This window comes from Pantoea dispersa (assembly GCF_014155765.1).
GTDB classification, from domain to species: Bacteria; Pseudomonadota; Gammaproteobacteria; order Enterobacterales; family Enterobacteriaceae; genus Pantoea; species Pantoea dispersa.
Genome location: NZ_SCKT01000002.1, coordinates 32,427 through 51,160, shown reverse-complemented (window position 1 = coordinate 51,160; position 18,734 = coordinate 32,427). Strand labels below are relative to the sequence as shown.

Sequence of the window (18,734 nt, the reverse complement as noted above, 5' to 3'; positions counted from 1 at the left end):
AAATGTTCGCCCTTCAGGCAATACGTACGCGATGCTGCCGATGGAGTTGCTCAATAAGCTGTAAAACGCCGAGCGCTTCACGCGCATCAACCGGCGGCAGCCCGCCATGTAACAGGGCGTTGGCTAACAGCTGATAGAAAGCGGGGTAGTGACCACGTTCAATCGGCACCGTTGTGGTTGCCCCGACCGTGCCGGCCCGGGCAACCTTTTCTGCCGGCGTGACGCCGTACTGGCTATCGCCGGGCGACATGCCAGCCGCCAGCTGCGGCTCCTGATTGTCCAGCCCCCAGTGGGTGAAAGCGCCTTTGCTGCCCAGCAGGTGAAAGCGCGGCGCATTCAGTGCCGCCTGGCCATTCATCCACAACCGCGAGCGCACGCCGTTGTGGTGCAGCAATGAGACAAAACAGTCCTCGTCGCTGTCCGATTGCGGGCCGGAATGGCGCGCCAGCTCTGCCGTGGCATGGGCGACCGGGCCAAAGAGCTGGATGGCCTGGTCAATCAGATGGCTGCCGAGATCCAGCAGCAAACCACCGCCCTGCGCCAGCGTGACGCTGTCACGCCAGTTGCCGAATCCCTGCGGTCGCCACCACTCGAAACGCGACTCAAAACTCCTTACGGTGCCGAAGGCTTCCTGGTGCACCAGGCGCTGCAACGTCAGAAAGTCGCCATCCCAGCGTCGGTTATGAAACACGGTGAGCAAGGTATTGGCCTGCTGCGCGGCGGCGATCATCATTTCTGCCGCCTGCACGTCTGGTGCGAACGGTTTATCCACCACCAGATGGATCGCGCGCTGGCTGGCCTGCACAGCCTGCTCCGCGTGTTGCGCCGGCGGCGTGGCCAGCACGATGAGATCGATGCCGATCTCGCCGCCATCAATGGCCTTAAGCAGCGCGGGCCAGTCCGGCAGCACGCGCGCCTGTGGGTAACGTTGCTGCGCCGCCGCTACGCGTTGGGCATCGCCGGTAACGATAACGTCGAGACGATAGTCGGCGTTATGGGCAAGCAGCGGTGCATGAAACACGCTGCCGGCGACGCCAAAACCTACCAGCGCCGTGCGGATTGGGCCGCTAACCTGAAGATGTGTCATTACAGTACCTCCGACAGAAAACGCTGCAGACGCGCGGATTGCGGTCGGTCAAAGATTTGTTCCGGCGTGCCGGCTTCAACGATTTCGCCTTCATCCATAAACACCACCTGGTCGGCCACGCGGCGGGCGAAGCCCATCTCATGGGTCACGACTACCATGGTCATACCGCGCTGGCACAGATCAGCCATTAGCGTCAGAACGCCTTTCACCAGCTCAGGATCGAGTGCCGAGGTGGCTTCATCGAACAGCATCACTTCCGGCTCCATCGCCAGCGCGCGCGCTATTGCCACGCGCTGCTGCTGGCCACCGGAGAGATCGCGCGGCCGGTGATCCGCTCGCTGAGCAAGACCCACTTCGGCCAGCCGCTGACGGGCAATCTCCAGCGCTTCGGCTTTCGGGCGGCCTTTCACTTTCCACGGTGCCAGCGCCACGTTTTCCAGCGCGCTGTGATCGGGAAACAGGTTGAAATGCTGAAACACCATGCCAATTCTCAGCCGCAGCGCATCGGGCTTGTCCTTCAGGACAGAACGCCCGGCCAGTAAGACATCGCCGTTCTTCGGCTCATGCAGGCGATTGATGCCTCGCAGTAAGGTGGATTTTCCCGATCCCGAGGGACCGATGATGCAGGTGGTGGTGCCCGGTTCGATGCTCAGCGACACATTGCGCAGCACCTCAATCGGGCCGTATGCCAGGGTCAGATTGCGCAGCTCGAGGCTGGCGCCGTGAAATGCAGATGGCATGACCATATTAGTGTCCTCGCTCGCTGGTAAGGGAGACCGCCGGAACCACGTTGCGCTTTTGCTGCACTTCATCGAGCTCCTTCAGGCCGCTTTGTGGCGCGGTGGCGCGGCGACGTCCGGTACGGTAGCGGACGTCGATGTAGTTCACGGCGTGGGTGAGCGGCACGGTGATCACCAGATAGAACAGCCCGGCCAGCATCAGGGGTGACAGGTTGCCGCTCAGCACGGCGGCATCCTGACCGACGCGGAACAGCTCACGCTGACCGGTCATCAGACCCAGCAGATAAACCAGCGACGAGTCTTTGATGATGGCGATGAACTGATTAACTATCGCGGGCAACACGCGGCGGATGCCCTGCGGAATGATCACCAGGCGCATCGCCCGGCCATAGCTCATTCCCAGCGCCCGGCAGGCTTCCATCTGCCCCTGTTCCACGCTCTGAATACCGGAGCGGAAAATCTCGCCCATGTAAGCGCTGGCAATCAGGCTCAGGGCAAAAATGCCGAGCGGATACGGCGTCGGACCAAACAACTGATAGCTGAAACGCGCCAGGCCCTGACCAATCAACAGAATGGTGAGGATGGAAGGCAAGCCGCGAAACAGATCGGTATACAGCCGCGCGGGCACGCGCAGCCAGCGCGAGGGCGAGATGCCCATCAGCGCCAGTATCAGGCCGAATAACGTGCCCAGCACGGTGGCCGCCACGGAGATAATGATGGTGTTGACCAGTCCGGTTGCCAGCAGCTGTGGCAGGACGTCCATCATTGATGGAATATCAAAAAACGTACGGGAAAGAATAGTGATCAGATCCATAGCCGATTCTCGGTTGCGGGTGACGGACATGCGCCGTCACCGGATGCAGTCTCACGCATAACGATGCGCAGGGTTATTGGCCGCCGGGCAGATACTGTTGCGGCATTGGCGAACCCGGGAACCATTTCTGGTACAGCTGTTTCCAGGTCCCATCCTGCATCGCCGCTTTGATGGCTTTATCCAGCGCCGCTTTGAACTCCGGCTTGCCTTTGGCGATGGCGACACCCGCAGGCGCGTCAAATGAAGGGATGTTCGCCGCCGTGACCAGCTTAAAGCGGGTGGCATAATCTTTGGCGGCTTCGTAGTCGAGGAACATGGCATCCAGCGTGCCGTTATTCAGCGCGGACACCGCTGCGTTGTTATCGGGGAAACGCACCAGATCGGTCTGTTTGAAGTGCTGCAGCGCATAGTTCTCCTGCAGCGTGCCCTGAATCACTCCGAGCCGTTTATGCGCCAGGGTTTCTACGTTTTTCACCCCGGAATCACTGCGGGTCAGCACTGTCAGATAGCCCGCAAGATAGCCGGTGGAGAAATCGACGGTTTTTTCGCGCAGCGGCGTGATGCCAATCGCGGCGACGCCGGCATCATACTGGCCATTTGCCACCGCCGGCAGAATGGCGGAGAAGTCCTGACCGATAAAATCCACCTGATCGATGCCCATGCGATGCGCCACATTTTTGAAGAATTCGACGTCAAAGCCGGTGAAGTTGCCGTTTTTATCGGTGAAGGTGTAGGGCTTCGCGTCGCCGAGGCTGGCAACGCGGAGATGGCCGGGTTCGATCAAACCCCAGGGATTACTGTCGCTGGCGGCGTGGGCGCTCCAGCTGGAGGAAACCAGTATTGCCGTGCCGAACAGGGCGGCGGTCAGGTGATTGAAACGTTTGTGCGATGTCATAAGGCTCTTCCGTCTGTGCAGGTGAAACTTCAGAGTTCGCCAAGCCGGTTTATTGTTATTGAGACCGGTCTCAACGCGGGGCAAAATGAAACCGGCTCTGGTTGTGAGACCGGTCTCATTCGGATATACTGATATTAAGCACACGCTATCTGCAGCGTCAATTATGTTGTTATCAACTTGTGATTCGAAATAATTATGACCAATGGAAATGCTCGTTCACGCGGTCCGACCGTTGCCGACGTCGCCCGAGCCGCCAATGTTTCCAAAGCTCAGGCGGCACGCGCGCTGGGCGGGTATGGTTCCGTCAGTGAAGACGTGCAGACGCGGGTGAATCAGGCTGCTGAAGCGCTGGGATACCGACCGAACGAGCTGGCGCGCAGCATGAACACCGGCCGCTCCAATACTATCGGGGTGATTGTCGGCGACATTGAAAACCCGCACTTTGGCCTCGCGCTGCGCGGCATGGCGGACGTAGCGCGCCAGGCGGGCTTTCACCTGCTGCTGAGTAACAGCGATGAAACGCTGGATGAAGAGCGGGAAGCCGTGCGCGTGATGCTGGATAAACGCGTCGATGGCATCATCGTCGCGCCGTGCAGCTCATTGTTTGAGGATAACGAACATCTTCGCCAGGTGCTGGCAGAAGGGCGTTCATTAATGATGTTCGACCGGGCAGTGCAGGGGATGGAGGTGGAGACCATCCAGGCAAACTTTGTCGCAGTGGCCAAACAGGCGACGGAACTGTTACTGGCGGCCGGGCATCAGCGTATTGCTTATCTCTCCAGCATGCGCAGCGCTGCACCGTATTCGCCGGCAATCACGCTGGGCCCCACGCCGGTGGCGCAACGTGTTAGCGGAATGATTGATGCTTACCGGGCCGCAGGTAAGGAACTGGATCCAGCGCTGATTCGGCTTAATGCGCTCAGCGAAGCCATCATCGAGCAGATCCTGACTGAACTGCTGGCGCTCGCCGAACCACCCAGCGCGCTGATTGCCTCCGATAACCTGATTGCGATGGGCATCCTGCGCGGTCTGGCCAAACGCGGCCTGCGCGTACCCGAAGATATCTCTTTCGTGATGTACGACGATTTTCCCTGGACCGAGCTGATGTCACCGCCGCTGACCGTGGTCGCCCAGCCGGTGTATGAAATGGGGCGCGAAGCCGCGCGCCGGTTGATTTGCCATATCCGCCAGCAATCCCCCGGCGTCTTACCCGCGTTTGACAGCTGGATGGTGGTGCGCGGTTCGGTGGGGGAAAATCCGTCGGCCCGGTGATACAATGTGCGGCAGCGGGTTTGTGGAATTTCACCTTGCTTTTTTTGGTCGCCATGAATGGCGCCCCTACAGAAAACGGCGCGGTTTTGTTACTTCATACGCCTCAGAGAAACAGTAAATTGTGCGATGCCTCGCAGGACGCGCATTCATGCACACCGGAGAAACATCAAATTGTGCGATATCCCGTAGGGTGCGCATTCATGCGCACCTGGATAACCCTGCATAGGCGTAATCAAGCAGATTCCCCCGTTTCATTAATTCGCCAGAGTGGGTAAGTTTTTATATCCAGTTCCACCATTAATGAGATAGTTGTAATTACCACGAATAAATCTCAGCGCTAGTCAGCAATTATAAAGCAATTCTCTTTTAATTTGAGTTAGCGCAGCACACCACATCAAATTAAGTGCTATCAAAAGATCATTCTCGTTTTATTCCCTCATCAGGAACTTTCTGATTGTTTAAGTGATATTATGAGCAAGCAGGCTTACAAAACATTTACAATCAATTTCACTTAAGCCTTCTATGATGGCAAATACAGGAAAGTTAATGGCGCTAAGCGTCAGTTTATTTACTGCTTCAGCGCTGGCCGCACCGTTGAATCCCGGCGACCGCAACTATATTCAGAATCAGCAGCAACAGCGACTGCAGCAAGACCAGCAGCAGCGAGACGCGCTTTGGAACGCCGCCGCGCCGCAGGCCACAGCATGCAGCGGGGTTATATTACCAGTCGGGCATTTTAACCGAACAGGATTTATCGACTAATGAGCTGGTTATTCCGGTGCTAGAAAGGAAACGCGACGAAATACGCCTCGATGGCCAGCACCCGTGATCGCTGGCCATGTCGTTTCCCGAACTCGACTGTTTTGCAGCGCGGGCTACATTTCACCTCTCGCAAAGCCGGATCTGGAGTATAGGAACGACGCGCACCGATTCAGGCTCGCGGTGCCGACAGGGTGAATTTGTGATATGCGCCCGGACACCGATCCTTTTACTTAAACATTATCGAGAAGCGCGATCTTAACTTATTGAATAAATTTAACTTTAAATGAAAAATAAGATTAACTTTACTTTTTTGATATATTATTCAGGTATGTAAGCATAAACTTTAACTTAGACAAAGAGGATTCCATGATGAATTTTTCGCTTGATAAAAAATTGAAATCATTTGGGTGCAGATTTGGTGCAATATTATTAGGAGTTAATTTAACGACATTTTCCATCTCTGCTTCGTCGTTAATGGCTATTGAGGTGGCTGAAACAGTATCAAATATAAATCACACCTTCGAAGGAATTAATAGAGTAAAAGCCATTTATAAACCAGCGGAAATAGTCGCTTTAATATCTCCACCGTCCAATGGATACTATAACAACCTTGAAGAAAGTTATATCAGTTACGAGAGCAAAGGGTCTGACTGGTTGAAGAGATTTTATATCGACATGAAAATCCCGGAAAATTTATTTATAAAAGAAATCCCACCTCTTGATGGTAAATCTAAAGATGTGAAATACTTTGCTTACATTATCACAAATTTAGATAAAAATTCCTGTAAAATGCTTCATAGTGAGATTAAATCACTTTTTGACTATGAATATATAAACCCGGGCAAGGAAGTCAATACATTAGAGAAAAGAAAGGGTAAATGTGAAGACAAAAAAGACAACGAAATTGTTGTAATGAAATAAGAAACTGCCTGGATTAAAACCTTCTGAAAATAACTAGCTATATCCAGCAAACAAATCGATAGCGCTACGTGAAATCTGACGAAAGCGCTGAGGGATAAACGGGATGTTTTCGCGTAGCGTTGTCATTGTGGATGAGCTAAAGAGATAGTTGAAGCACCGAGGGCGAAGCTAACCGGGTATTCAGTTGTAGGGTGCGCATTGATGCGCACCAGGATAACGCAGTGGTGTCCATCAAACGGACCGGTGGGATAAGTTTTCACATAGTATCGCCGTGGTGGAATGCGTTGTGGGCCTGTTAAGAGGCGTGAAGGGCGAAACTGAAGGATTGAGATACGTGATCAGATATCTTATTTAACATAATCATGATTATGCGCACTTTGGCGCGAAAGGCAAATCAGTAGCATCTATAAACAGCTCCATTAGTTTAAGGCTGCCAGTTATGGCGCATTCACCATATTCAAATCCTCGCTGGCAATAATGGATAACACTTCGTCCAGTTATAATTAGTCTTCGCCAGCATCAGTTCTCCCGCCACCTCAGCAAAATTGATGTCCTGACGTTCATAAAAGAATTGACGCAGAATGCCAGGTAAAAACTCAGCGCTGTAGCGCAGTAACGTGCTGTGCCAGAATGGTGCCGGCAACGGGCTGTTGCCATGCCGCATCAGCAATTCATTTTTCCAGTCTGAATCCAGAATCTTGTCGCAGAATGACTGGCGCATGGCAATCGCAGGCGTATCAGGTATACCCGCAAGCAATAACTGACTGGGCAACGCCACTAAGCGCAGATCCCGGATAAGGATTTTTTTCGCAGCAAATTCCTGCCAGATTGTGGTCATTTGTGCCGCTTTCGCTGGTAAAGGCTCGTTGACGTTATACAGCGGTAAAGTCAGAGGCAAAAAAGTAAAATGAAGGCCTTGCACTGGCAGCGTATCGGCAAGCGGATCAGCCTGTGTGAGTTGTTGTAATTCATCAATCAGACGTAACACCGGTAAGGAAACTGACGGCTTTATCCCTGCGGCAAGCGCCAGTTTTACCGGATCGTAATAGTTCTCTTCACGGATGTTCCCGATGCCTGCATTTTTCGCCCACAGCGCAATGGTGTTCTCGTTTGCAGAACGGTACCGGGTTTGCAGACTGATTGGTTGCATGTCAGACCTTAGGGTATTTGGATGAGCGCAGATAATTAATTATGAAACGTTTTTTAGCAGATACTCCAGCCTGATTGTGGTGAAAACGCGTGATTATCTCATGCCTGTTCAACCCCGCTTAAACGATGCGCGATTTGTCTTCGCTCTGGCGCATCAAAGCGTCTACAATGCCGGCGAAATTTTTACTGATGAGGATACACAATTGGACACCTGTCCCACACGATTACAATCGGTGCCGATGCTGAGATAGCCTCATCGCTGTCTTAGCCCTGCGTTAAGACGGTGGATTTTCCTCCCCCTTTTTCCTGCGTTCTGTCTGGCCCCGCTGTAATCCATTCTTATAACTCTGAGCATTCATTGCCCGCCGGTGATGGAGTGAGGTCTGACATGGACTGGAAAATCTTTTTATTGCGCGTCACGGTCGCGCTGATTCTGGGCGCGCTGATTGGCAGCGAGCGCCAGCTGCGCCAGCGCCTGACCGGGCTGCGCACCAATGCGCTGGTCAGCACCGGTGCCTGTTTGTTTGTGCTGATGACGCAAAGCGTACCGGGAATTGCCGCAGATGCCTCGCGCGTGGCGGCCTATGTGGTTTCCGGCATTGGCTTCCTCGGCGGTGGCGTCATCATGCGCGATGGCCTGAATGTGCGCGGCCTTAACACCGCCGCCACGCTGTGGTGCACCGCGGCGATTGGCGTGTTATGCAGCATGGGCTTGCTGCTGGAAGCAGGCATCGGTTGCGTAGTAATTCTGTGCGCCAACATCCTGCTGCGCGAACTGGCACAGGGCATCAACCGGCAAAGCATCATTACTGCGGAGGACGCCAGCCAGTATTACAAAGTGCAGATCATCTGTCTGGCGACCGATGAGGTACAGGTGCGCAGCCTGATGCTGCACAGCCTTGGCGGCAGCGGTCTGCGGCTGCAATCCCTGCACAGTGAGGATCTGGAACCCTCACACCGCATGGCGGTGAATGCGGAAGTGCTGGGTAAACCCAGCCTGACCGATCAGCTGGAAAATCTGGTCAGCCGCATCAGCCTGGAAAAAGGCGTCAGCTCGGTCAGATGGCAGGTGTGTGAGCCGGAGACCGATTGAGTCGTTAAACGCGATGCGGCTGCGCTACCTGCCAAAGCGCAGCCGCAGCGTTGCCGGCAGCACGGTATGCTGGCTGATGGGTTCATCGCTGTTAATCATGGTAGTGAGCAGCGTAAAACACTCCTGCGCCAGGCGCGGCACATCCTGTTCGACGGTATCGATCGGCAGAGTTAGTGAGTCATACAGGTAGTGGTCGTCAAAGCTGGCCACGCGGATGTCGCTGTGCAGCAGGTGATGCTGGCTCATGTAACGCAACACTCCTTCCAGCAGACCGCAGGCGGCGGTAAAAATCGCTTTGGGCGGACGCCCCAGCCGGGCGCACAGTGCGGCAAACATTTCATAACCGCTGCTTGGGTGATAGTTGCCGTGAATGATCCACTCCGGCCGCGGCGTCACACCTGCCCGTTCGAGACCCTGCATAAAACCGGCCAGACGATCTTTGGTGGGTGACAGACGCGGCTGACCGCCGAGGAAATAAATCTCATCCGGATTGGCGCGCGCCAGCCGTTCCACCAGCTCGGCAGTCGGCGTGACCGAATCGGTCATCACCAGCGGCAGTTGCGTATCATTAACGTAGCGGTCAAACAGCACGATCGGCAGTTGATCGCTCAGTTTGACGTAGTCACTGTCGCTTAACATGCTGGACGCCACAATCAGCCCATCAACCTGACGCGCCACCAGATTATCCACCACCACCCGCTCCTGCCCGGCGTTCTCGTCAGTGCAGGAGATCAGCAGCTGTAAGCCCGCCTCGCGACACAGATTTTCCAGCGCGTGCGAGAACACGGCAAAACCATGGTTGGTGATCTCCGGCACCACTAAACCCAGCGTATGGCTGCGATTATCGCGCAGCGAGCGCGCGTGAATACTGGCCTGGTAGTGATGTTCGCGCGCCAGCGTCAGTACCCGTTCACGCGTCTCTTTCGCCACGCGCAACTCTTTGCCACGGCCATTCAGCACCAGGCTGGCGGTGGCTTTGGACACCCCCGCCAGCGCGGCGATATCCGCTATGGTAACGCGTTTGGTTTTTCTCACGTCAGTGCATCGGTTAAGGAAACAATGACTTATTCTACCATGCCCGGCCGCAACGACCAGTAGCGCGCCGTCACTTCTGCGTGTCCGGTCAGGGTTAATTGCGCCGGATGCGCCGGGAAGTAGCGGCTGCTCATCACCCCTTCCCCTTCATTAATGAAAATCTCGACGCTGGAGTGATCGCACAGTAACTGGAGCTGACTCACCGCGCCGCGCCAGTAACGGAACTGCCACTCGCCGTTTGCCTGACTGCGCCGTGCGAGCCGCAGCCCCTCGGCGCGCCACTCCAGCCGTAGCTGGTCGGCGAAATCCAGGGTGATGTCGCCCTGCCCGCTCAGCAGTAATTCCAGCCGCTGCGCATCAATGACCGGCGCATCGGCGGCTGGCCCCTGATAGTGCTGTTCAGCGCTGCGCAGCGCCTGCAGTTCAGTGACCGGACGCTGGAACAGCCGGCCATCACGCGTGCCCAGTTCGCGCACGCAGGTCATCTGATGGATCCAGCCATTGGCCACCGTGGGCTGCAGCATCTCCTCGCCGTCCGGCACGCCCATCCAGCCCACCAGCAGCCGGCGTCCGTCGGCGGTTAGCGTGGTTTGCGGCGCGTAAAACTCGAAACCGGCGTCAAGCTCATGCAATTCGCCATGGCTAAAGCGGGCGTTAGCATAATCCAGATCGCCGGACAGCCACGCGCTCGGATGTGCATTGAGAAAACGATGCTGTTCCTGGGCAAGCCCCTGCGGGCAGCAAATCAGGAACGTACTATCGCCGAGGGTAAACATGTCGGGGCATTCCCACATATAACTGGCTGCCGCCAGCCCGTTCAGGCCGCTGCCGGCAATCTCGCCCAGATTGTGCCACTGCCGCAGGTCCGCCGAGCGCAGCAGCAATACTTTGCCCTGCTTTTGCAAATCCTGCGCGCCCAGCACCATGAACCAGTGCTCGCCATGCCGCCACACTTTCGGGTCGCGCACGTGTCCGGTATAGCCGTCGGGCAGCGCGATCACCGGCCCGAGTTTGTCAAAGCCGCCCTGCGCATTCTGCACCGCCAGACACTGCCAGGCGGTACGCGCGCCATCGGCAAACTTCACGTTGCCGGTATAGATCAACGTCAGCGCGCCATTGTCATCAACGGCGCTGCCCGAATAGCAGCCGCTGCGGTCATACTCTTCATCCGGCATTAGCGCTATGGGTTCATGCTGCCATTGCAGCAGATCGGCGGAACTCCAGTGGCCCCAGCATTTATGCTGATGCTGACAGCCCAGCGCATTCCACTGATAGAACAGATGGTAACGCCCGGCGAAGTGGATAAAGCCGTTCGGATCGTTAAGCAATCCGGTGACGGGTGCCAGATGCCAGCCCGGATAATGCGGGTCGCTCAGCGCGCGCGGCTGACCGCGCATCACCGCCTGTAAAATATCGGGTAACAATGTAGAAGCCGCCATTATTCCGCGTCCGTTTTGTATTTGAGCAGATAAGAGATCATAAATGCGCTGCTGAACGCAATCACCATGCCAATGGCATAGTTAAGCAACGAACTGGCCTGCACAATCGCCATGCCCGGCAGCCCGGTCAGACCGACAGCCGTCATGTACACATGCACCGACACTACCCAGGCCCCGCCCAGCGCGCCGCCAATCAGGCCGGCGATAAAGGGTTTCATAAAGCGCAGGTTGATACCGAAAATCGCCGCCTCGGTAATACCCAGCAGCGCTGAAAAGCCGGACGGCAGCGAAATCGCTTTGATTTTCACATCTTTGGTTTTGAACCATACCGCCAGACAGGCACCGCCCTGCGCCACGTTAGCCATCGCCCAAATCGGCAGCAGGAAGTTGACGCCAATCGCCGGATTGCCCAGCAGCCCGGCTTCAATCGCATGGAAGCTGTGGTGCACGCCGGTGATCACGATAACTGAGTAAAGCCCGCCAAACACCAGTCCGGCCAGCCAGCCGGCATGGGCAATCAGCGTGCTGAGGACGAATGAAATACCATCGCCCAGCATCCGCCCTGCCGGACCAATCACCAGCAGCGCAACGAAGCCGGCGATAATCACCGTCAGGAACGGCGTCAGGATCAGATCCAGCGCGTCCGGAATCACCCGGCGCAGCTGCTTCTCCAGCACGCTCATAAACCACACCGCCAGCAGCACCGGAAACACCGTGCCCTGGTAGCCGATCATCGCCACTTCGATACCGAAAAAGTTCATGGTATGGAAGCCGGCCGCCACGCCCCAGGCGTTGGTGAGCGCCGGATGCGTCAGGATGCCGCCGAGCGTGGCGCCGAGGAACGGGTTACCGCCAAACTCACGCGCCGCGGTGAAGCCAATCAGGATTGGCAGGATAATAAAGGCCGCCGAGCTGCACATATCCAGCATGATATACAGCGCGTTGTCGGGGTTAACCCAGCCGTAGGTTTTAACCATGCCGAGCAGTCCCATCAGCAGGCCAGAGGCCACAATCGCCGGGATGATCGGTACAAAAATGTTCGACAGCAGACGCGCAATACGCTGGAACGGATTGAGCTTGCGCGCGGCGATGTCCGCGGCTTCAGATTTACTGGTTTCACTGATGCCAGCTTCGCGGATAAACGCGGCATACACTTTATTCACCACGCCAGTGCCAAAAATCACCTGCAGCTGTCCGGCATTGCGAAAACAGCCCTTCACACCCTCCAGTTTGCCAATCGCGGCGGTGTCGGCTTTGGCATCATCCACCAGTACCAGGCGCAAACGTGTGGCACAGTGCGCCGCACTGGCGATATTTTCCCGGCCTCCCAGCAGCGGCAGCAGCGACCGGGAAAGAGTAACAAAATCCATAGTAACCTCTGTTTTTGGTTGTTATGCCATCATGCGCTAAGCGGCCCGCATGCGGGCCGTTTCATCAGAACCAGGTTTCCATTTGCACGCCAAAGTTCCACTCGCCACCGGAATTAAAGCCGGTGCTGCCAAAGGCGTCATCGCTGGCGTAGTTATCCAGACGATGATCCCAGTCCATCCAGCTGGCGAACAGGCGGATTTCCGGACGCTTGAGGAATTCACCCACATCGCTGGCTTTGAGCGTGGGGGCGACGGTGAGCTTGTAGAAGTTGCCGCTGACAGCCTGACGATTGTTATAGCCTTCAGGCCGCAGATCCATGTACTGATATGAGCCTTCATACTGCATCTCAAAGTTCTGGGTAAATGCCTGAATCAGGCGCAGGTTCACGGTGGCCCACTCATAGCTGTCGCCTTTGACATAGCGGTCTTTGCTGCTCTGCGCCAGCAGCGCTGGCGCGATGTGCCAGCCCGCGCCCAGCGGCGTCATGCCGTAGCTGGCGAGCCGCCAGGTGTTCGCCTGCGGCAACAGCGCGCCGTCGGAACCAATGCTCTTCACTTCTGCACCGAGGCCATGACCGTACAGCAGCGCGGTTTTCGCTGAACCTTCCCCCAGGCCGTAGAAGCTGTCGTTGTGCAATCCGACCAGGGCGTGCACACCGTCACTGGCGGCATCACTTTTCACGCGGTTGCCGTCAATATCGGTGCGCTGATCGTTATCTTTCGCGCGCATGCCGCTCACCATCAGCTGCAGTGGTCCGACGAAGTTATTCAGCGACAGGATGTAGTTTTGCGCGGTGTTGTCGTTATTTTCGATGTCCCCGAAGGTGCGGCCATAAATCGACAGGTTGCTGCGGGCGTCATCGCCCCACTTCATGTCGTAAATACCGGCCCCGGTTCCGGCGAGGAACACCACATCGGAATCGATCCAGTGGATGTCGAAGTTATCCCGGTCGAAACGCTTACCGGCCCACACCGTGGAGTCTTTGAACGCACCGGTGAAGGTCGGTAGCTGCCCCAGTTCGACAAACGCCTGACGCAGGTTGAGATCGCTGCTGGCGGCAGTCCAGTCGTTGTAGGTGCGCTGTCCGTCGGCCAGCATCGCCTTGAAGCGCGTGGTGGCACCGTTGGCCAGCGTTTGTTTATGTTCGAGGTTAAGTTCAACGTAGGTATCCGGCTCATTGCCGAGCCGCCCGACGTGACCGCCGGTCTCACCGGCCGGCGTGAGGGTGGGCCCGCCCTGAGTTTTCGCAGCGGAACTGTTCATCAACAGGCCAGAGCGTGCGTAGCCATGAAACTCAAAGCCCTCTGACTCGCTGCTGGCGGCGGGCGCAACAGGCTGAGCGGCGCGCGGTTCGGTCTGTGCCACGGCAACCGGCGTCGGGTTCTGCTGCTGCACCGCAGCCAGCTTTTGCACCTGCTGTTCCGCCGCCTGCGCGCGCTGCTCCGCTAAGCTGGCACGCTGTTCAGCCGCGGCCAGTCGTTTTTCCATCGCCGCCAGGCGCGCTTCAATACTGCTCATGTCGTCTGCCGCCCAGGCTGAGCCTGAGCCTAACACGGTACTAAGGGTTATCGCGATTATGCTTTTTTTCACTGTTTTGCATCCCTGAGGCAAGGCTATCATCAGATGTATTTTTTGCTAAACCGATTTAGGCACCGCATCATAGCGGTGCCATTTTTTAAAGCGCAATGGATTTTGCTAAACCGATTTAGTGGATGTGAGATACATCGCAAAACAGGGAAAACGGCGGGCTCAGATACTATGCTGCTGTAGCTGTTGATAGTTGGGTAACGCGGTCATCGCGCCTTTGGCGGTAGTGGCCAGCGCCCCACACACCTGCGCCGTGCGCAGGCAGGCCGCCAGCTGCGCTTCATCCGCCGGCAGACCCCGCTGCGCCATTTCCCACAGCAGTCCCGCCACGAAGGCATCGCCGGCACCGGTGGTATCCACGCTGATCACCGCGCGCGCTGGATAGTGAGTTTGCCGGCCATTAAAACAGGCACGCACGCCAGCGCTGCCCTGCGTGACTAATAACAATTTAAGAGAGAAGCGCTGCGCCAGTTGCGCGATGCCGCTGTCAATGTCGGCGGTGTCCGTCATAAAGGCCAGTTCTTCCACGGAGAGCTTCACCACATCCGCCCGTTGCAGGGCCGCACTGAGGCATTGCAGCAACTCCGCCGCATCGGACCACAAATCAAGACGGATATTCGGATCGAAGCTGACAAAACCGCCCGCCTCACGCACGCGCTGCATGGCGGTTAACGCCGCCGTGCGCGACGGCTCGGCGAGTAACGCAATCGAACAGCAGTGCAGCCACTCGCCACACTGAAACCGCGGCAAATCGTCTGGCGTGAGAAACAAGTCGGCGCTGGGGCGCACCATGAAAGTGAAGGTACGCTCACCGTACTCATCCAGGGCCACGACCACCGTGGAGGTGCGCTGCTGCACATCTTTGCGCATATGGGAAACATCCACCTTTTCCTGCGCCAGCGTGCGACACAAAAACTGGCCAAAAGGATCGTCACCCACCCGTCCGATAAATCCGCTGTTACCCGCCAGCCGGGCGATACCCACTGCCACGTTGGCGGGCGCGCCGCCGGGACACTGCAACAAACGGCCCGCGTCATCAGGCAGCAAATCCACTACGGCATCACCAAGACACCAGATACGTTTCATCATGATTCAGTCTCACTTAATCGCTAAAACGGTTTAGCAAAGCATTCATATTAATCATGAATATGGGTCTTTGTCACCGTGAACAGTCCGGCAGGCTTCAGACTTGTCCGTTGCTGGGATCGGTTTTCCCCTGCCGCGTGGTCGTCTGCGTATTGACGTCTATGCTTAAAGTTTTCCAAAACCTTATAAAAATCGGTGTCATTGAGATTTCATTTCGCCACTTGTCCGGAGGCAAAGGCATGAGCAACCCACGCGATGAGAAGACGCAGCGGTATTCACCGCAGCAGGAAGAGACAGAGCGAGCCCGGCTGACAGCCGGTGCCGGTTCCGCCGCGCCGGCCCCTGTCACGGTGCCGGTCACGCTGCAGGTGAACGGTGAACCTCAGCAGCTGAACGTCGATACCCGCACCACGCTGCTGGACGCGCTGCGCGAACATTTACATCTGACCGGCACCAAAAAAGGCTGCGATCACGGCCAGTGCGGTGCCTGTACCGTGCTGGTCAATGGCCGGCGCATCAACGCCTGCCTCACTCTCGCGGTGATGCAGCAGGATGCCGAAGTGACCACCATTGAAGGCGTCGGCACGCCTGATGATCTGCACCCGCTGCAGTCCGCCTTTATCCGCCACGACGGCTATCAGTGCGGCTACTGCACGCCGGGGCAAATCTGCTCCTCGCTGGCGGTGCTGCAGGAAATTGCGGCGGGCATTCCCAGCCATGTCACGGGCGATCTGACTGCCGCGCCAGCGCTGAGCGATGACGAAATTCGTGAGCGCATGAGCGGCAACATCTGCCGCTGCGGCGCCTATGCCAACATTCTTGCCGCCATTGAAGAGTACGCCGGAGGCCAGAAAGCATGAGAGCCTTTACCTTTGAACGGGCTGCGACGCCCGCACAGGCTGCCAGCAGCGCGATGCAGCATCCAGGCGCACGCTTTATTGCCGGCGGTACCAATCTGCTCGATTTGATGAAGCTGGAAATTGAAACCCCATCGCACCTGATTGATGTTAACGGACTGGCGCTGGATAGCATTGAACCCATCGCCGGGGGCGGCTTACGTATTGGTGCGCTGGTGCGCAATACCGATCTGGCGGCAGACGCGCGCATCCGGCGCGACTATGCCGTGCTGACGCGCGCGCTGGTGGCGGGCGCTTCAGGCCAGCTGCGCAATCAGGCCACCACCGCTGGCAACCTGCTGCAGCGCACGCGCTGTCCCTATTTTTACGATGTTAATCAACCCTGTAATAAGCGTCAGCCGGGTACGGGCTGTGCCGCACGCGAAGGATTCAGCCGCCAACATGCGGTGGTGGGTGTCAGCGAAGCCTGTATTGCCACCCATCCCAGCGATATGGCGGTGGCGATGCGACTGCTGGATGCGGTGATTGAAACCGTCAGCCCTGATGGCAGCCAGCGCGCTATTCCCATCGCTGAATTCTACTGCGCACCGGGCGACACGCCGCATATCGAAACCGTGCTGCAGCCGGGTGAGCTGATCGTCGCGGTTACCCTGCCTGCACCGCTGGGTGGCACCCACATTTACCGTAAGGTGCGCGATCGCGCTTCTTACGCCTTTGCGCTGGTCTCAGTAGCAGCGGTTATCCTGCCTGAGGGTGGCGGCCGGGTGGCCGTCGGCGGCGTAGCCCATCAGCCGTGGCGCAGCGCGGCGGCGGATGCTCAACTTCCTCACGGGGCACAGGCGGTCTGCGACGTGCTGTTTGCTGATGCGCGTCCCACTGAAGCCAACCGATACAAACTGTTGCTGGCGCAGCGCACGCTCGCCTCAGCGATCGCGGAAGCGAGGAGCAACGCATGAAATTTGACACACCAGCAACCGCCAATCCCATCGACCAGCAGCGCGTCGTCGGCCAGCCGCTGGCACGCATCGACGGCCCGTTGAAAACCACCGGCTCGGCGCATTACGCCTATGAATGGCACGCTGAAGCACCGGATACGGCCTACGGTTATGTGGTCGGCGCACCAGTTGCCAAAGGCAATATTCTCTCGATTGATACCCATGCTGCAGCACAGGCACCGGGCGTGCTCGGCATCGTCACCGGAGCAACCGCCGGCAAGCTCAACAAGGCAGAGCGCAACACCGCGACGCTGCTGGCAAATAATCAAATCGAACACTATCACCAGGCTGTGGCGCTGGTTGTTGCGGAGACTTTCGAGCAGGCACGTGCGGCCGCGCAGCTGGTTAAGGTTAACTGCCAGGCTGAAACGGGGGCTTACGATCTCGCAGCGGCCCAACCTGAAGTGACAACGTCACCCGAAGGTGAGCCGGATAAAACATTGGGCGACGTCGATGCTGCCCTGCACAGCGCAGCCTTTACGCTGGACGCCACCTACACCACGCCCGATCAAAGCCATATGGCGATGGAACCGCATGCTTCCATGGCGCTGTGGCAGGACGATCGCCTGACGGTCTGGACCTCAAATCAGATGATTAACTGGTGCCACACCGACCTGGCGCACACACTCGACATGCCGATGGAAAAGGTGCGCGTGCTGTCTCCTTACGTCGGCGGTGGCTTTGGCAGCAAACTGTTTTTACGAAGCGATGCGCTGCTGGCGGCTCTGGGTGCGCGCGCCGTGGGACGCGCGGTGAAGGTGATGGTGCCGCGCCCGATGATCCCCAACAACACCACGCACCGGCCAGCAACGCGGCAGCGCATCCGATTAGCTACCGATGCGCATGGCCATCTCACCGCCATTGCCCATGAAAGCTGGTCCGGTAATCTGCCGGGCGGAACGCCGGAAACTGCGGTGCAGCAGACTGAATTACTCTATGCCGCCGCCAATCGGCTTACCGGGTTGCGCCTCGCCGAACTCGATCTGCCCGAGGGCAACGCGATGCGTGCGCCGGGTGAAGCGCCCGGTCTGATGGCGCTGGAGATTGCCATGGATGAAATGGCCGCCATCGCCGGTATCGACCCGGTAGAGTTTCGCATCATCAATGATACACAGGTCGATCCGCTGCATCCGGAGCGCTTCTTTTCACGCCGCCAGCTGGTGCAATGCCTGCGCACCGGCGCCAGCAAATTTGGCTGGGCTGAGCGCTGTGCCCAACCCGGGCAGCGGCGCGAGGGGCGCTGGCTGGTGGGCATGGGCGTGGCAGCCGGTTTCCGTAACAACCTGCTGGCGCCCTCTGCCGCGCGCGTGCAGCTGGATGCGCAAGGCACAATCACTGTCGAAACCGACATGACCGATATCGGCACCGGCAGCTATACCATCATCGCCCAGACGGCAGCCGAGATGATGGGCGTGCCGATTGAGCAGGTCAGCGTGCGGCTCGGCGATTCGGCGTTTCCTGTCTCGGCGGGTTCGGGGGGCCAGTGGGGAGCCAATACTTCCACGGCCGGGGTGTATGCGGCCTGCGTCCGGCTACGCGAGAAGGTTGCCGCACAGTTGGGTCTGGATGCGGAAAGTGCAGAGTTTGCCGATGGGCACATTCACGCCAGCGGACAGCGACTGCAGCTTACT

General features: G+C 57.5%; 16 protein-coding genes and 1 pseudogene. 7 read left to right on the top strand and 10 right to left on the bottom strand.

What is annotated here, in order from left to right; genetic code table 11:
* Positions 1-13: 13 nt before the first annotated feature.
* From H7K56_RS06910 to H7K56_RS06895, 4 genes are all read right to left on the bottom strand, one after another.
* Positions 14-1,087 carry a Gfo/Idh/MocA family protein gene (locus H7K56_RS06910; protein ID WP_150360266.1) on the bottom strand — a complete coding sequence of 358 codons (1,074 nt, stop codon included), beginning with the start codon at positions 1,085-1,087 and terminating at the stop codon, positions 14-16.
* Positions 1,087-1,833, bottom strand: coding sequence for an amino acid ABC transporter ATP-binding protein (locus H7K56_RS06905; RefSeq protein WP_150360265.1), 747 nt, complete (start codon positions 1,831-1,833; stop codon positions 1,087-1,089). Before H7K56_RS06905 ends, H7K56_RS06910 begins: the two co-directional genes overlap by 1 nt.
* A 1-nt stretch (position 1,834) precedes the next feature.
* Positions 1,835-2,641: an amino acid ABC transporter permease gene (locus H7K56_RS06900; RefSeq protein ID WP_021509434.1), complete on the bottom strand. Its 807-nt coding sequence runs from the start codon at positions 2,639-2,641 to the stop codon at positions 1,835-1,837.
* A 73-nt stretch (positions 2,642-2,714) separates the two neighbouring features.
* Positions 2,715-3,536 carry an ABC transporter substrate-binding protein gene (locus H7K56_RS06895; RefSeq protein ID WP_150360264.1) on the bottom strand — a complete coding sequence of 274 codons (822 nt, stop codon included), beginning with the start codon at positions 3,534-3,536 and terminating at the stop codon, positions 2,715-2,717.
* Between the two features lie 195 nt (positions 3,537-3,731).
* Between H7K56_RS06895 and H7K56_RS06890 the strand changes: the two genes are divergently transcribed.
* The 3 genes from H7K56_RS06890 (at position 3,732) to H7K56_RS06880 (ending at position 6,491) form a co-directional block, all read left to right on the top strand.
* Positions 3,732-4,808: a LacI family DNA-binding transcriptional regulator gene (locus tag H7K56_RS06890; RefSeq protein WP_150360263.1), complete on the top strand. Its 1,077-nt coding sequence runs from the start codon at positions 3,732-3,734 to the stop codon at positions 4,806-4,808.
* Between the two features lie 546 nt (positions 4,809-5,354).
* Positions 5,355-5,570, top strand: a complete 216-nt coding sequence (locus H7K56_RS06885) for a hypothetical protein (RefSeq protein WP_021509437.1) — start codon at positions 5,355-5,357, stop codon at positions 5,568-5,570.
* A gap of 366 nt (positions 5,571-5,936) precedes the next feature.
* Positions 5,937-6,491 (top strand): hypothetical protein, encoded by a 555-nt coding sequence (locus tag H7K56_RS06880; protein ID WP_150360262.1) that lies wholly within the window; start codon positions 5,937-5,939, stop codon positions 6,489-6,491.
* Positions 6,492-6,948: 457 nt separating this feature from the next.
* Here H7K56_RS06880 and H7K56_RS06875 read toward each other — a convergent pair whose 3' ends face one another.
* A complete protein-coding gene (locus H7K56_RS06875) occupies positions 6,949-7,641 on the bottom strand; it encodes a hypothetical protein (protein ID WP_150360261.1) in 693 nt (230 codons plus the stop codon).
* A 387-nt stretch (positions 7,642-8,028) separates the two neighbouring features.
* On the opposite strand from H7K56_RS06875, the gene H7K56_RS06870 reads away from it, so the two are divergent.
* Positions 8,029-8,733, top strand: coding sequence for an MgtC/SapB family protein (locus H7K56_RS06870; protein ID WP_150360260.1), 705 nt, complete (start codon positions 8,029-8,031; stop codon positions 8,731-8,733).
* A gap of 24 nt (positions 8,734-8,757) precedes the next feature.
* Here H7K56_RS06870 and H7K56_RS06865 read toward each other — a convergent pair whose 3' ends face one another.
* From H7K56_RS06865 to cscK, 5 genes are all read right to left on the bottom strand, one after another.
* A complete protein-coding gene (locus H7K56_RS06865; RefSeq protein ID WP_058770156.1) occupies positions 8,758-9,768 on the bottom strand; it encodes a substrate-binding domain-containing protein in 1,011 nt (336 codons plus the stop codon).
* 29 nt (positions 9,769-9,797) lie between these two features.
* On the bottom strand, positions 9,798-11,207 hold the full coding sequence (locus H7K56_RS06860) for a sucrose-6-phosphate hydrolase (protein WP_150360259.1): 1,410 nt from the start codon (positions 11,205-11,207) through the stop codon (positions 9,798-9,800).
* Complete coding sequence (locus tag H7K56_RS06855; RefSeq protein WP_021509443.1) at positions 11,207-12,577, bottom strand: sucrose-specific PTS transporter subunit IIBC; 1,371 nt, start codon at positions 12,575-12,577, stop codon at positions 11,207-11,209. Before H7K56_RS06855 ends, H7K56_RS06860 begins: the two co-directional genes overlap by 1 nt.
* A 64-nt stretch (positions 12,578-12,641) precedes the next feature.
* Entirely contained in the window at positions 12,642-14,198 is a 1,557-nt protein-coding gene (locus tag H7K56_RS06850) for a carbohydrate porin (RefSeq protein ID WP_220496542.1), read from the bottom strand.
* Between the two features lie 129 nt (positions 14,199-14,327).
* Complete coding sequence (gene cscK / locus H7K56_RS06845; protein ID WP_150360257.1) at positions 14,328-15,254, bottom strand: fructokinase; 927 nt, start codon at positions 15,252-15,254, stop codon at positions 14,328-14,330.
* A 236-nt stretch (positions 15,255-15,490) separates the two neighbouring features.
* Between cscK and paoA the strand changes: the two genes are divergently transcribed.
* The 3 genes and pseudogenes from paoA to H7K56_RS06830 form a co-directional block, all read left to right on the top strand.
* Positions 15,491-16,111: an aldehyde dehydrogenase iron-sulfur subunit PaoA gene (gene paoA / locus H7K56_RS06840; RefSeq protein WP_082678673.1), complete on the top strand. Its 621-nt coding sequence runs from the start codon at positions 15,491-15,493 to the stop codon at positions 16,109-16,111.
* Complete coding sequence (locus H7K56_RS06835) at positions 16,108-17,064, top strand: FAD binding domain-containing protein (protein ID WP_150360256.1); 957 nt, start codon at positions 16,108-16,110, stop codon at positions 17,062-17,064. The genes paoA and H7K56_RS06835 overlap by 4 nt, the downstream gene beginning before the upstream one ends.
* Positions 17,061-18,734: pseudogene (locus tag H7K56_RS06830) on the top strand (molybdopterin cofactor-binding domain-containing protein); the annotation flags it as partial. The gene H7K56_RS06835 and the pseudogene H7K56_RS06830, both read left to right, overlap by 4 nt.